This is a genomic window from Pseudomonas sp. B10(2017), assembly GCF_002113295.1.
Classification (GTDB): Bacteria; Pseudomonadota; Gammaproteobacteria; order Pseudomonadales; family Pseudomonadaceae; genus Aquipseudomonas; species Aquipseudomonas pudica.
Map to the genome: position 1 here is coordinate 174,747 of NZ_NEJU01000001.1, position 14,009 is coordinate 188,755.

Here is a 14,009-nt window from a genome sequence, read left to right on the forward strand (position 1 = left end):
CGAAAACTCTTTCAAGGCTGGTGCGCAGATGACCTTCACCGTCTGGTTCGCAATGCTGGGCGCGGTCTTGCTGCTGCTCGCGCTCTCATCCTCCTACCTGCGATGGATCCCTGTGACTTCGTCCGTGGTGTGCCTTGCCCTGGGTATCGGCCTGGGCACATCGGGGTTGGGGTTTCTGCAGCTGGACATGAGCAGGTCGAGCGGCTGGATGGAGCATCTCACCGAAGTCGCCGTATTGTTTTCGCTGTTCTTCAGTGGCTTGAAGTTGCGCCTGCCCCTGCATGACCGCAGGTGGTGGGGCGCCTTCTACCTGGCTGGGCCCGTAATGTTGATCTGCATCGGCGGGGTAACGCTGGTATTGCATTACGGCCTGGACCTGGGGTGGGGTATGTCAGTGCTGATCGGGGCGATACTCGCACCCACCGACCCCGTGCTTGCCACCCTGGTGCAGGTGGTTGATGCCCAGGATGATGATCCGGTGCGTTTCAGCTTGTCTGGCGAGGCAGGGCTCAACGATGGCGTGGCGTTTCCCTTCGTCATCCTCGGGCTGTTCCTCCAGCAGGATACCGGCCAGGCATGGTTCAGTGACTGGTTGTTCAAGGACATGCTGTGGGCAGTGACCGCAGGCCTGTTGCTTGGTTACTGGATGGGGCGCGGCCTGGGCAAGCTCACGCTCTTTTTGCGCCTGCGCAACGACGACAGTACCGTATCGCCCAATGACTACCTGGCCCTTGCCCTGATTGCGCTGGCTTACGTGAGCGCCGAGTCGGTTCAGGCCTATGGGTTTCTCGCGGTGTTCGCTGCTGGCCTCGGTTTGCGTCAGGCGGAGGTTCAGACCTCCAATAGCCCCGAAGAGCCGGCTGCAGAACACTTGGTACAGCCTGTGGTAGGGCACCAGCACGTGGCGCCGGAGCTGGCCGTCAAAGGTGATGTGCAAGGCCTCGACGATTCGCAGGTGGCAGCGGGCATCATGTTGGGGGACATGCTGGCATTCGGCAGCTTGATCGAACGGGCAATGGAGGTGTTTCTGGTGACCATGCTCGGGGTAGTACTCGTCGAGCATTGGGACTGGCGTGCCTTGCTCGTCGCCGGAGCGCTTTTCCTGTTGATTCGCCCTTTGAGCATCCTGCTGTTTCCGGCTCGAGGAATGCTGGATATCCGGCAGCGTGGGCTATTGGGATGGTTTGGCATTCGAGGCATCGGCAGCTTCTACTATCTGTTCTATGCCCTCAATCATGGGCTGCTTGGCACGCCAGCCGCGCAGAGCATGAACCTGGTTCTATCGGTGGTGGCGTTGAGCATTCTGCTGCACGGTTTGAGCGTTCAACCGCTGCTTGCCAGGTACGAAACGTGGAAGGGGCGGCTCACTGCGTCGTTGTAGCTTGAAGCCGACGCACGGCGTTTGCTGGGCACTGCGTTCAAATCCAGAAAAAAGGCCAGGGTGCAAAGCACCCTGGCCGAACTCACTTCAAGTTAGCGATTTTCGCTACCACGACCGCCACCGTGACTGTTCTGTCCGCCTTTGCGTCCAGCCTCGGAGGCGCGCTCACGGTCGTTGGCAAAATTGCCCCCAGAGCTCTGGCCGCCTTTGCGACCTGCCTCTGACGCCTTTTCACGGTCATTGGCAAAGTTGCCTGGGTTGTTCTGTGCGGTACCACCTTGGTGGCCACGATTGGATTGGTTGTCAGCCATGATCTTTCACCTCATGTCGTCACACAGGAAAGTCTGTGTTCAACTCGGACGTCAGGCAGGGGGGCGTTTGCTCCACTGCTTTCTGCTCGGCCCGACGGGTTGCGCGAAAGATACCGTGCGGGCGACTGTGGCGCCGCAGAGCTTTGTTCGCCAACCTTTGGGGGATGACTTGCGTCGAGTTTGTCGGCCCAATCGTTCAGCTCCTGCGTCGTGAATGGGTGATTGCAAAACCTACGATCATTCCAAGCGCCGCTGCGCCGACCAATAGAGGTGTCTTGTCCTTTGGCTTCCTCCAGCCTCCGTCGACGCACCTCATGCCACTCGGCGGCTCAAAGAGGTTGCCTGATGATGTTTCGGCTTTGGGGCTACGGCTTATCCCCCGACGCGTCAGCCACCCCGATAACAGAGGCAGACCTGGTACCAGGTAACTGGCCAGATGCGCCAGGCGGGCCGTGGCACCAACCGTGGTGTGAGCGCGTGGTGAGATTGCGCAGGCCACCATGGCCTTCGCCACAAGTTCGGGATCATATACAGGGCCTGGAGGCGTCAGCGCATGGCCTGTGTAGTTGCCGCCATCTCGGAAGCCCGGTGTGTCCATGACTGCCGGATAGATATCGCACACGTGGATGTCGGCAAACGCCGTCAATTCCCCTCGCAGCGCCTCAGTCAGCCCACGCAAGCCGAACTTGCTCGCAGAGTACGCTGCTGCATAGGGTTGGGCCACCCAACTGCCCAGTGACAGCGTGTTGATCAGGATACCGCTGCCTTGGGCCTTGAACAGGGGAAGGGCTACAAAAGCGCCGCGCAAGTACCCCATCAGGTCAGTCTGGATGACCTGCTCATGGGCCTCCAGTGGTGTTTCCTCGAAATTGCCGACTGCGCCGACGCCTGCGTTGTTGATCCAGATATCGATCCGTCCGCGACCAAATTCTGCTGCCTGCGCGGCCAGCGCTTGCACCTGGTCGTTGCGCGTGACATCGGTCGTGATCGCTATGGCATCCGTCCCGCAGTCGGTGCATTCATCCAATACGTCGAATAACGCCTCTTCGTCGCGCGCGGCAAGCACCAGGCGAGCACCCTTGCAGGCAAATGCGTGCGCGGCGGCACGGCCGATACCGCTGGAAGCGCCAGTGATCACCACGACTTTGCCGCGCAGCGGCCCCTTGGTTGGGTAGCCCTCGCGGGGCGAGTTCTGTTCCGTGCCGGACGTATCCTGGTCATCAAGTGACGCGATCGTTTCGCTGGCTTCGATCCGAGAGATTTCAAGAACGGTGCCGTCGACCAGGGTCAACGTCAGCCCTTCAACCGTGCCAGCCTCTCTGTTCGGAAACACGGGTTCTCCTTCGGCATCCACGCTGTCGTAGATGAAACGCGTGCCTTCGATCCACCCAACGGCGGTCAAGAGTTCAGGGCCGAGGTAATACTTCCCGTCCTGGAAGAAACCTGGGAACTGATGTGCCCGCTCGATGTTTTCCACGCGATAGCGTTCACCTGATTTCATACCTGTCGCTTGATCGATCATATTGCGAACCTCTGTAGGTGGATCTCGAAAAGGTCAGCCTTTGCTGTGCTCGTCAGAAGCAGGCCCGTTGCGCTTGTCGCCTAGTGGGCCAGCAACGCTCCGGATACCAAAGCGCTCGTTCGCACCTGCGGCAGCAGGCGCATCTTTGCGTGTTGGATATGCAGGGGAAGCCAGGGCGGACGGCAAAGTTCAGACCAACAAGTCCGGTGGTACCAAATGCTGCTTCGCTGCATCCGTGTGTCACGGGATGATGTCCTGAACCGCCGCGGCCGGGGCTGATGCCTTGACGGTGCGCGGCTGGCGAACATGCCGTCCTCAATGCAGCAGTGGGCGTCTGAATGCCAGAGGCGGGGAGAGATGTCTTTCTCGAAGGGCTATGAACGAGTGGTTATGCCTGTGGACGGCGCGGCGGCAACGAGACGGCTCTCTACATAAAGATGTGCCTCGTATCAGGCGGCCATCCTAGCCGTTCACATCAACAATCAACCGGCCACGGATCTTCCCTTCCATCAGTTCAGAGGCGGCTGCAATTGCGCTCTGAAGGCAAATTTCTTTGGTCATCAACGATAGTGCGTCGATGTTCAGTTGTTTGGACAGCCTTTCCCACGCTTCGACTCGTCGCTCGAATGGTTGAGTGACGCTATTGATGCCGAGCAGGCTTACCCCTCGAAGAATGAAAGGGGCAACCGTTGCCGGAAAATCCATGCCTTGAGCCAGCCCGCACGCAGCCACGAGGCCTTCGGTCATTGTGCTCGCGCACGCATTGGCCAGCGTATGGCTGCCGACCGAGTCGATAACAGCCGCCCATTTTTCTTTTGCCAATGGACGCCCCGGGGCTGAAAGCTCGGCCCGATCAATGATGGCCGTTGCCCCGAGGCTTTTCAGGTAGGCGGCTTCGCTAGCTTTTCCGGTTGCGGCAGTGACGGTATAGCCGGCTCCGGCCAGAAGGCTGATGGCTAGGCTACCGACGCCGCCTGTGGCGCCTGTGACCAACACAGGCCCATCGGAGGGTTTCAATCCATGGCGCTCCAAAGCCATCAGGCATAGCATGGCGGTGTAACCAGCGGTGCCGATGGCCATGGTCTGGCGTTCGTTCAGGCGCTCAGGATGAGGGATCAGCCAATCGCCGTTCAATCTCGCCTTTTGTGCAAGCCCACCCCAATGGCTTTCACCCACCCCCCAACCATTGAGCAGTACGCGGTCGCCTGGCTGGTATCGTGGATCGTCACTGGCTTCGACGGTTCCCGCGAGGTCGATGCCCGGCACCATCGGAAATTGACGAACAACCGGCCCTTTGCCGGTGATAGCCAGCGCATCCTTGTAGTTCAAGGTGCTGTAGGCCACCTTAACCGTCACGTTCCCGGTGGGCAGTTGGTCATCCATCAGCTCGGTGAGTCGGGCCGAGTACTTCTCTTCCAGCTTCTCGATCAGAATGGCCTTGAACATTGCTTGTCCTCATTTAGACCGGTTGTCTTTAAATTGTCCGACAGGAATCACCGGGTGATTCCCGTCAGAAAGCCTTGGAAAAAAATGTCCAGAGGGCGGACCTGCTGCGTCAGCCGTGCACGAAGAACGGCACCCTCCCAGCCAACCCAGAAGTAGGCCGCGAGGGCTTTGCAGTCATGCTCGCGAGACACTTCACCCAGCTTGACCGCTTCCTCCAGGCAGGCAGACAAGCGCTGCTCCCAGTCCTGCAGGGTCAGTTCCAACTGTTCACGGAAGCTGTCGGGGAGAACCAATACTTCCTGGCCAAGGTTGCCCACCAGGCAGCCTCTTCGGAACTGATACTTGGCCATCCCGACCTTCGCCTCTTCAACGAAGTTGGACAGCCTCAGCAGTGGCGACACGCTCAGGTCGCTGAAGCAACGATCGAGCTTTCGAGCGAAGTAGTCGGCATAGCGCTGCAGTACCGCTTGGCCGAATGCCTCTTTGCTGTCGAAGTAGTGATAGAACGAGCCTTTGGGCACCTGCACGCGTTTGAGCACAGTGTCGATACCGGTGGCAGCAAAGCCCTGCTCTGTGAGGATTTCCATGCCACAACGCAGCAAAAGCTCAAGCGTCTCGCCATGCTCACGTGCAACTTTGGGTGGTCGGCCTCTTCGAGGGACAGGTTTGGCGCTATTCATGCGTTGTAATTTAGACTGTTCGTCTCTAATGTCAACCATCGACCGACATGATTCCCGATTAACCTTAGCGTTGGATGCGTCATGAAAATGCGTTTACCTCCCCTGAACTGGCTTCGAGCTTTTGAGGCTTCTGCTCGGCTTCTGAATTTCACCCATGCCGCCGAAGAACTCAATCTCACTCAGGCAGCGATCAGCCAGCAGGTCAAGGCTTTGGAATCGCAGTTAGGCCAGGCGCTTTTCAAGCGTCTCCCGTGCGGGCTTGAGCTTACGGAGGCGGGAAAATCCTACTTTCCAGTAGTGAGAGAGTCGGTTGAGCGCCTCGCTGCATCGACGGATGAGATCTTTGGGCAGGGGCATCGAAGCGCGCTCAGCATTCGCAGCAGTCTGGTGTTCTTCACTCATTGGATCGCCCCGCGGTTACCCCGATTCAAAGCGTTGCAGCCGGATGTGAGCATCCGAGTCGCGAGTAACATCTGGGTAGATGAAACAGAATTCGATGCCGATCTCGAAATCAGGTATGGACAAGGGCGCTGGCCTGGCATGAAGGCCGAGCGCCTGACGTGGGACACGCTGGTGCCGGTGTGTTCACCGGCATTGATCACTGCGCAACGTCCGTTGGAGCGTCCACAGGACCTTGCAAAGCACCCGTTGCTGCACGTGCTGGGCTATGAAGAAGGCTGGGGCTATTGGCTCAAGAGGAGCAACGCAGAGAGCGTCGACTCTTCTCAGGGGATGCAGTTCGACACCCTTATTTCGGCATTGGCGATGGCTGAACTGGGCCAGGGCGTTGCGTTGGCGCGGTCTTCATTGGTCAGGCATCTTCTGGACGATGGCCGGCTCGTCGCCCCCCTTGGGCGCCATGTACCGACCAAGGAGGCGTTCTACCTGGTTTATTCAGCACACAGCATGGTCAATCCCGATGCGGCGGCGTTTGCCCAGTGGCTGTGCGAAGAGGCGCAGGCTTTCAAGGTTGCGCCCGGCACGGACGAGGACGAGCACCCTTAGCGATAAGCAAAGCACCCGAGCAATAAAAAAAATGGCCTCTTAGGGCCATTTTTTATTGCTTTCGCGATGCCTTCGAATTTCTGAAAGTAGCAATCACATCGCAAGCCCTTGGATGGTGCAGTCGTCCAGGTGACCGGTTAGTACGAGGTCTCAATAACAACAATAACCGCGCCGACGAATCTCGTTGGTACGGGGCTACCTAGGGTTATCGTCATGGAACACTCCAACCAATTGCCTTTGCAAGGCGTCAATGTCATCGATTTCGGACAATACATCGCAGGCCCCGCAGTAGCGATGATCCTCGCTGATCTGGGAGCGACTGTCGTTCACATCGACCCGCAGGGAGGGCCTCTTTGGGATAGCCCGGCAAATGCCACGCTCAATCGCAACAAGCTGTGCATGCGCCTGGATTTGAAAACGCCAGAGGGGCTGCATCAGGCTCGCGAACTCATCTCCCGTGCCGATATCGTGATCGAAAATTTCCGGCCTGGTGTCATGCCCAGGCTGGGCCTCGATTTCGCAGAGCTGCGGCGTGCTCGTCCTGAGTTGATCACGTTGTCGATTCCAGGGTTTGCCAGTGATGACGAACTGCGTGCGCAATGGCGTGCTACCGAGGCGGTGATCGCTTCGGCCTCCGGTGTGTTCACCGACATGGGTCAAAACCGCGTACTGATGGGTATCAACCCTAGTTTCTCGCCGCTTCCCCTGGCGTCTGCGTACGGCACCATGCTTGCTGCATCTTCTGTAGTGCTTGCTCTGCAGGCGCGTGAAAAGAATGGCATTGGCGATCAGATCGAAGTTCCCTTGGCATCAGCGGTGATGGAAGGTCTGTCGTACAACTCGATCAAGATCGATGGTTACCCGCTGCGCTACAAGACCCTGCGAGAGAAGGAGAGTGAGCGTCGTCGCGCCGAGAACCTGCCGATGAACTTGAGCTATGAGGATCTGCAGGAGTTCCTCGACCCGTTCTACCGTACCTATGAATGTGCGGATGGTCGTAAATTCTACGCCGTTTGCCCATCGCATCGTGAGCATGCCAAGCGCTGTCTGCAGGCTATGGGCATTTACGAGGAAATGGTTGCCGCCGGTTTGCCCAAGGTTGATGACCCCTACCTGCCCATTGACCAGTGGGAAGGTAATGCATCGTTGGGTGTCTACCCGTTGCCTGCTGATTGGGCCGCACGCATTTCCGCGCGGATGAAAGAAGTATTCCTGACCAAGACAGCGGCGGAGTGGGAAGTCATCTTCGGTGAGGGGCGTTTCCCTGGGGCTCCGCACAGGTCGACCCAGGAGTGGCTCCATGACGAGCATTCGAATTCTGCCGGGCTGATCGTTGAGGTCAATGATCGCGAGTTTGGCGTCATGAAACAGCCTGGCCCAATTGCCTGGTTGGAGGGGTGCTCAGAGCCGATGTTGAAACCTCTTTCGCGTCGCGAGGTGAGCTATGAGCAAGCGTTGGGAACACTTTCCGAGCGTGCGGCTCCTGCCTTGCCGTCTGCCAAGCTCGACAAACCTGCCGGCTGGCTTGAAGGCGTCAAGATTCTAGACCTGACCAACGTCATCGCGGGGCCCCACTCGACGTCGTTCCTGGGCCGCTTCGGGGCAGATGTCATCAAGCTCGACCCCGTAGTTCCCAACTATGATCCCTGGAATACCGTGGTCTTCGGTATGTCTTCGGCACGGGGCAAGGAAAGTGTACTGGTTGACTTGAACTCTTCCGAAGGGCGAGAGGTGTTCAATCGTCTTGTGCGGGAGGTCGATGTCATCGTCATGAACGCGCCCGATCGCCAACTGGCTCCGCTGGGCCTGGATGAGGCCAGCCTTCAGGCGGTGAATCCTGGGATGATCTTCTGCCAGCTCGATTGTTTCGGTGGGCCCCGCCGTGGCCCTCGCACCGATTATCTGGGGTATGACGATCTCATCCAGGCCACGACCGGGATCATGCTGCGTTTTGGTGGTGGCATGGAAACCCCGGAAGAACATGCCCACGTCGGTACCATCGACGTGATGTGTGGATTTGCTGCCGCGCTGGGCGTCGCAACGGCGCTTTATCGCAAACACCACTCCGGCGAAGTCTACCGGGCGCGCACCTCTCTGGCTTCACTGGGGAATCTGGTGCAGATCCCGTTCTGCTATGACTACGCAGGTCGAGCGCCATTCAATGAACCGTCCGGGCGCGACGTGGTTGGCTACAGCGATCTTTCTCGCTTCTACAAGACGGCGGATGGCTGGATCTACCTGGATGCGTCCGAGCCAGAACTGCACAAATTCGCCGACATCACAGAGTTCAGCGGCTTGGCGTCCGCCAGTGATCGCGCTGCCTGTCTGCAAGCGGTCATTGCCCGCATGAGCAGCTCTTTCCTTCAGGAGCGTCTGCAGGCGGCCAACATCGCTGCCGCGGTGCCGGACAACATCGATCACCTGCGCAGCCAGTACAGCCGTGCCGCTGATGGCCTGCCAGGTACCGAGAATGGCAGCTACTCCTTCAGCGTCTACAGCGACCATCCGAGCGGACACCGTGTCACGCAGCTGGACCCCTACGCCATTCGTCCGCGGGTAGCGCGTATTCGAGCGCTACCTCCCGCTGAGAAGTTTGGCACTTCGACCCGCAAGGTGCTGGGCCGCTACGGCTATACCGAGGCCCAGATTCAGTCACTCCTGGACGCCGGCGCAATTGGCGAATCCTGGAGTGAGGAATATCTGCCGAGCTGACTGCCGCCAGGCACGCATCTTTTGTGGCATTGACTTCCGCATCCAGTCCTTTGCGTTGTTGGCCATGAGGCTTTCAAGGCTTTTGATAAGCCAGGTGCGAGAGTTGGTTTGGTTTTGGCAGGGGTGGCCCCACCCAATCGCCACCCCTTCATGGCGTTCACTTCCAATACAAAACATGTCAGTACGGGAAGGTTTCCTGGTCTCAGCTACTTCCGCTTGAAAGCTTCCCGGCGAGACTCGCGCTCAGCGAGGAAACGATTGCTGATCATCGCTTCCAAGTCCTTGCGCTCTACAGGGGCGCCGCAGTGAGGACAAACGCTGGCCACGCCAACATCATGGCCGCAGGCGCGGTGCACGTAATGCACGGCCACCCCCTCATCCGGGTGCTTGCACCACTTCTCGCCCCATGCGCGTAGCGCGTAGATCACGGGATAGAAGTCCCAGCCCTTGTCGGTCAGATGGTATTCGTAGCGCAGCGGCTTTTCGCTGTAGGGCCGGCGTTTGACCAGTCCGTTCGCCTCCAGCGCTTTCAGGCGTGAAGTCAGCATCTGGGGCGTGGCGGTGGTCTGGATCTGCATTTCCTCGAAGCGTGTCGCACCCATGTACAGCTCACGCAGGACCAGGATGGTCCATTTGTTGCCCACCGAATCCATCGAGCGTGCCACCGGGCACACCGTATCGCTTGTCTCGTCCTGCATCGCCATCACGCTGTTTTCTCCAAGGAAACTATTGTTTTCATAGTAACGCAGCGAGGATGGCTATGTCGCATGGATTACTGCTCAAAGCCTCATTACTATTGACGCTATGAAAATCATAGTTAATATTGGGCCTGTGCCGCTTACGCTATCGCAACGGGGCAGTTGCCCGTTCAGCATAAGTCCCGGAACGCCTCTCCTTTCACCTGGAGCACCGTCATGACCCATCCTGTGTATGCCCCGGAGCGGACCGCTTTGTTGCTGGTCGACCCCTACAACGACTTTCTGTCCGATGGCGGCAAGCTGTATCCCATGCTCAGAAGCGTCGCGGACGAGGTTGAACTACTCGACAACCTGCGCATGACCGTTGCCGCCGCGCGAGGGCAAAGTATTCAGGTGTACTACGTGCCTCATCGGCGCTGGCAGCCCGGCGACTACGCCAACTGGGATCACCCCAATCCGACCCAACGCCTGATTCAGCAACGACATACTTTTGCCAAGGGGTCCTGGGGCGGCGAATGGCATCCCGACTTCGTACCGCAAGAGAGCGACATCATCATCCAGGAACACTGGGGACAAAGCGGGTTCGCCAATACCGACCTCGACTTCCAGCTCAAGCAGCGAGGCATCACACATGTGATCGTCGTCGGCCTGCTGGCGAACACCTGCATCGAATCGACCGCACGCTTCGCCATGGAACTGGGTTATCACGTCACGCTGGTACGCGATGCAACAGCCGCCTTCAGCAAGGAAATGATGCACGCGGCGCACGAACTGAACGGGCCGACGTTTGCGCACAGCATCGTCGACACCCGCGAGCTCGTGCAGACTTTGCAACAGCAGTGAAGGGGCTGCGTCATGTCAGCCTCTTGCGCAGCGCCGATGGGAGTTTCCGGCCGCCTTGTCACGCTCATGGCCCTGTGCTGCGCGCTGGCGGTCTCGACCATCTACTACCACCAGCCGCTTTTGCCCCAGATGGCCGCATCGTTTGGCCTGGCACCGACACAGGCCGGCCTCATTGCCACGCTGACGCAGTTTGGTTATGCGCTAGGCCTGGTGTTCATCGTGCCGCTCGCCGATTGTCGACAGCCACGCCAACTCGCGCTGCTGGCCATCGCGGGAAATGCCTTGGCCCTGCTTCTTTGCGCCGTGGCACCGACCTTCTCAATGCTGTGCGTGAGCAGCCTTCTAGTCGGTGTGACGGCGATCACTGCGCAGCTCATCATCCCTTGCCTGTCGGGGTTGGCCACTCCGGCTGAGCGGGGTCGTATCGTCGGCAGCCTGCTCAGCGGCCTCTCCGCAGGCCTTTTGCTGGCGCGCATGCTCGGTGGCTTCGCCGGCGCGCATACGGGGTGGAGAGCCGTCTTCGTGCTGGCCTCGCTCAGCGATGTCCTGCTGCTGGTCATCGTTGCCAAGCGCCTGCCCGCCAGCACAAGCCTTCAGACGATAAGCTACACCTGGCTCCTGGGTTCGCTGGGCAGCCTGATCAGGCAGGAAGGCGTGCTGCGTTACTGCGCGGCGAGCGGCCTGCTGATGTTCGCCGCATTCAGTGCGCTGTGGGCCTCGCTTGCCGCGCTGTTGGCACAACCCCCCTACGGACTCGATTCCGCCACAATCGGTCTGTTTGGCCTGGTCGCGCTGTTGGGCATCGTCGTGTCGCCGCATATTGGGGCGCTAACCGATCGTCTGGGCGCGCGCACCATGGTGCTCGCCGGCGCAATGGCCCTCGTCCTGGGGTTCGCATGCATTGCAGCAAGCGGGCAACATCTTGGCTGGCTGATCCTCGGTATGCTGCTGCTCGATATGGGCAATCGTGCCGGGCTGGTTGCCAACCAGGCACGGGTATTCACCCTCAGAGCCGAGGCCCGGAGCCGGCTTAATACCGTATTCATGGGGTCGTATTTTCTGGGGGGAGCGATCGGCGCCGCATTGGGGAATTACGGCGTGCACCGGGCAGGCTGGATCGGCCTTGCCGCTGTTGGCATCCTGCTGTCTTTTGCGGCCATGGCGATCAATGCTCTTGCACCCCGTGAGTCGAGCTCGACGATGGACGAGGCTAGTCTATGAGCGATTCAGAAACGACGCGACAGCGCACCTTTGCTGGTTTGCTCCGGCGTGGGTCCTGGCCTGAACGATTCGATGAACTGGCCGATACCCATGGCGTTCCCTATGCTCAGCGCTACTTTATCGAAGGTGCGCCGCTGCGCGTTATTCAGTCCCTCGTTCCCACGCTGAAGATCGATGTGGTGGTGGTCGGCGTGGTGCAGCCCAGGCGCTGGGCCAAGCTGATCGGCGATACTACCGAACGGTTCGTCAATCATGCCTCGTGCAGCATTCTGAGAGTCAGGCTCACATCAGCAGATTGATTCAGGCGGTATCGCCGGCTCGGCCGTGGCGAATCACTTTGGCAACTTACGCCGCCATCCCCAGTTTGACTTGATAAAAGCCAAGCACAGGTCAGTTTTACGACGCCGCCCGCGGTCGAGGTGGTGGGCCCTGGAGTGGCGCCGCCTGATGCGTAGCTGGTGTTTCCAACTATGTCCTGGTTGAGACGCTCCAGCAGCTGCAGCGTGTCATTGGCGGGCCTGCTGATCTGCTCGGTGGTGCAGAGCCACATTGCCCTGACGACGGGCAGGGAATGGTCATTGCCTTCAACGCTGCGTTCATTGCTGTGGCGTTGCTGTTTGTCGTTGCGGTGCCGTTGCTGGTTTGCATCAAGATGGTTTTGGCGCGCGGGCCTAGAGGCGCCAAGACAGCTCTGGCCAGCATCGAGCCAGGGCTGTCCGTTACCTTCAGGCGATAAGGTCCACTGCCAGCTGGAAGGCTACCCATAACGCCAAGCCAGTGGCGAATGCCAGCGCGATGTTTTCGAACCAGTTGTTGCGGTACGCCTTGCCCAGCAGCGATTTCTGGTTGGACATGATCAGCAGGCCCAGTGAGATCACGGGCAGGCCGATGATGTTCAGCGCGCTGACACCGATGGTGAGGGTCACGAAGTCCGGCATGCCTGGGATCGACCAGACCAGTGGGGTCGCCAGGATGAACAACATGAACCATTTGTGCATTGGGTCGTTGTGGAATTCCTTTCCATAGCGTTCGCGCCGCCCGGGTTTCACATGCTGGAAAGCGTCGGTGATCAGCATGGGAAACGCAGTGGTCTTGCCGGAAATGCTGGCAAACAAGGTAGCGAACACGCCGACGAAGAAGATGTACCAGCCGATCGGGCCGAAGAACAGTTCCAGCGCCTTGCCCAGGTCGCCAAGCGTTTTTACCTCGATGCCGTTGGGCCGCAGGATTTCCGCGCCGACGATCCAGATCGCCAGGTTGATGACGATACCTACGAATACCGCGAACAGCAGGTCGTTGCGTTGGATGCGTTTGTGTTGCGGGCCGACCCAGCCTTTTTCACGCATGACATAAGGGTGCACGAAGTTGGCTACCGAACCTGCCACGGCACCGATCACCGATACCGCTACCAGCAATGCGCCGTGAACGCCTTCATCGGCTGGAATGCTGAAGCCGATGGTGCCTTTGACGATACCCGCCACGTCGGGGCCGGACATCACCGCCAGCGCCAGGAACGCCAGGGTCATGACCGCCAGCAGTAATTTCATGACCCCTTCGATCATGGTGTAGATGTTGCGCCCCACCAGCATCCACACGGCCAGCACCACGGCCATGGAGCACAGCAGTGGGTGGTCGATCCGCAGCAGCATCGCCAGCGCTTCCCCCGCACCCTTGATCATGTAGGCGTTCATCAGGTGCCCCATCAACAGGGCATAGGCCAACATGAACCAGGCGAATACCGGGTGCAGCTGCGCATAGCCCTGCAGAATGGTCATCCCTTGGTTATTGCACAGCTGGAAGCGGGCGATGATGTTTACGATCAGGTACCGGAGCAGGAGCGAAACGGCCAGCACCCACATCATGGCGTAACCGTAGTTCGCCCCGGCGACAGATGAAGTTATCAGATCTCCTGCCCCCAACCACGACAGAACCGCGATGACGCCGGGGCCAAGCAATCTGATCAGCTTTGACAGGCGATTTTGAGAGCGTACGGCAGTTTTTCCCTCGACAGAAGGTATGCTCGACATGGTGACTCCATTGTTTTTTTTGTGAGAGCGGAGCGTAGTCGATCATAGTAGATAGGATGTCGTACAACCAAAATTTCAGCAAAGATATTTCTTGATGTTTCGAGGTAAGGTGCATTATCCAAAGAACAGTCGAGACGTCACTGACAGGCTTCATCAAGCAGTT

At 58.9% G+C, this 14,009-nt stretch carries 12 protein-coding genes; 6 read left to right on the top strand and 6 right to left on the bottom strand.

The genetic code is table 11. The annotated features are described in order from the left end of the window. Window positions 1–28: 28 nt before the first annotated feature. A complete protein-coding gene (locus tag CAF92_RS00860) occupies window positions 29–1,381 on the top strand; it encodes a sodium:proton antiporter (protein WP_085598496.1) in 1,353 nt (450 codons plus the stop codon). Window positions 1,382–1,473: 92 nt separating this feature from the next. Here CAF92_RS00860 and CAF92_RS00865 read toward each other — a convergent pair whose 3' ends face one another. The 4 genes from CAF92_RS00865 to CAF92_RS00880 all read right to left on the bottom strand — a co-directional run bounded on the left by CAF92_RS00865 (window position 1,474) and on the right by CAF92_RS00880 (window position 5,340). Continuing rightward, window positions 1,474–1,692: a general stress protein gene (locus CAF92_RS00865; protein ID WP_003256807.1), complete on the bottom strand. Its 219-nt coding sequence runs from the start codon at window positions 1,690–1,692 to the stop codon at window positions 1,474–1,476. 196 nt (window positions 1,693–1,888) lie between these two features. Then, the gene (locus tag CAF92_RS00870; protein ID WP_085598498.1) at window positions 1,889–3,214 is read right to left on the bottom strand and encodes an SDR family oxidoreductase; all 1,326 of its coding nucleotides are present in this window, start codon (window positions 3,212–3,214) and stop codon (window positions 1,889–1,891) included. 462 nt (window positions 3,215–3,676) lie between these two features. After that, a complete protein-coding gene (locus CAF92_RS00875; protein WP_046613765.1) occupies window positions 3,677–4,660 on the bottom strand; it encodes an MDR family oxidoreductase in 984 nt (327 codons plus the stop codon). A 47-nt stretch (window positions 4,661–4,707) separates the two neighbouring features. After that, the gene (locus CAF92_RS00880; protein WP_218191741.1) at window positions 4,708–5,340 is read right to left on the bottom strand and encodes a TetR/AcrR family transcriptional regulator; all 633 of its coding nucleotides are present in this window, start codon (window positions 5,338–5,340) and stop codon (window positions 4,708–4,710) included. 81 nt (window positions 5,341–5,421) lie between these two features. On the opposite strand from CAF92_RS00880, the gene gcvA reads away from it, so the two are divergent. Both gcvA and CAF92_RS00890 read left to right on the top strand, forming a co-directional pair. Continuing rightward, window positions 5,422–6,345 (top strand): transcriptional regulator GcvA, encoded by a 924-nt coding sequence (gene gcvA / locus CAF92_RS00885; protein ID WP_085598501.1) that lies wholly within the window; start codon window positions 5,422–5,424, stop codon window positions 6,343–6,345. Window positions 6,346–6,558: 213 nt separating this feature from the next. After that, window positions 6,559–9,057, top strand: coding sequence for a CoA transferase (locus CAF92_RS00890; protein ID WP_085598503.1), 2,499 nt, complete (start codon window positions 6,559–6,561; stop codon window positions 9,055–9,057). A 206-nt stretch (window positions 9,058–9,263) separates the two neighbouring features. Here CAF92_RS00890 and CAF92_RS00895 read toward each other — a convergent pair whose 3' ends face one another. Next, window positions 9,264–9,761 carry a helix-turn-helix domain-containing protein gene (locus CAF92_RS00895; protein ID WP_085598505.1) on the bottom strand — a complete coding sequence of 166 codons (498 nt, stop codon included), beginning with the start codon at window positions 9,759–9,761 and terminating at the stop codon, window positions 9,264–9,266. A 210-nt stretch (window positions 9,762–9,971) separates the two neighbouring features. Here CAF92_RS00895 and CAF92_RS00900 point away from each other — a divergent pair, with 210 nt between their 5' ends. Genes CAF92_RS00900 through CAF92_RS26260 form a run of 3 tightly spaced genes read left to right on the top strand, consistent with a single transcriptional unit; the run spans window position 9,972 to window position 12,118 of the window. Beyond that, a complete protein-coding gene (locus CAF92_RS00900) occupies window positions 9,972–10,598 on the top strand; it encodes an isochorismatase family cysteine hydrolase (protein WP_085598506.1) in 627 nt (208 codons plus the stop codon). 12 nt (window positions 10,599–10,610) lie between these two features. Then, the gene (locus CAF92_RS00905; RefSeq protein ID WP_256573600.1) at window positions 10,611–11,819 is read left to right on the top strand and encodes an MFS transporter; all 1,209 of its coding nucleotides are present in this window, start codon (window positions 10,611–10,613) and stop codon (window positions 11,817–11,819) included. Next, entirely contained in the window at window positions 11,816–12,118 is a 303-nt protein-coding gene (locus CAF92_RS26260; RefSeq protein WP_143516045.1) for a universal stress protein, read from the top strand. Before CAF92_RS00905 ends, CAF92_RS26260 begins: the two co-directional genes overlap by 4 nt. A 426-nt stretch (window positions 12,119–12,544) precedes the next feature. Here the strand turns inward: CAF92_RS26260 and CAF92_RS00915 are convergent, their stop codons facing one another. Then, a complete protein-coding gene (locus CAF92_RS00915) occupies window positions 12,545–13,846 on the bottom strand; it encodes an Nramp family divalent metal transporter (protein WP_085598512.1) in 1,302 nt (433 codons plus the stop codon). Window positions 13,847–14,009: the final 163 nt, after the last annotated feature.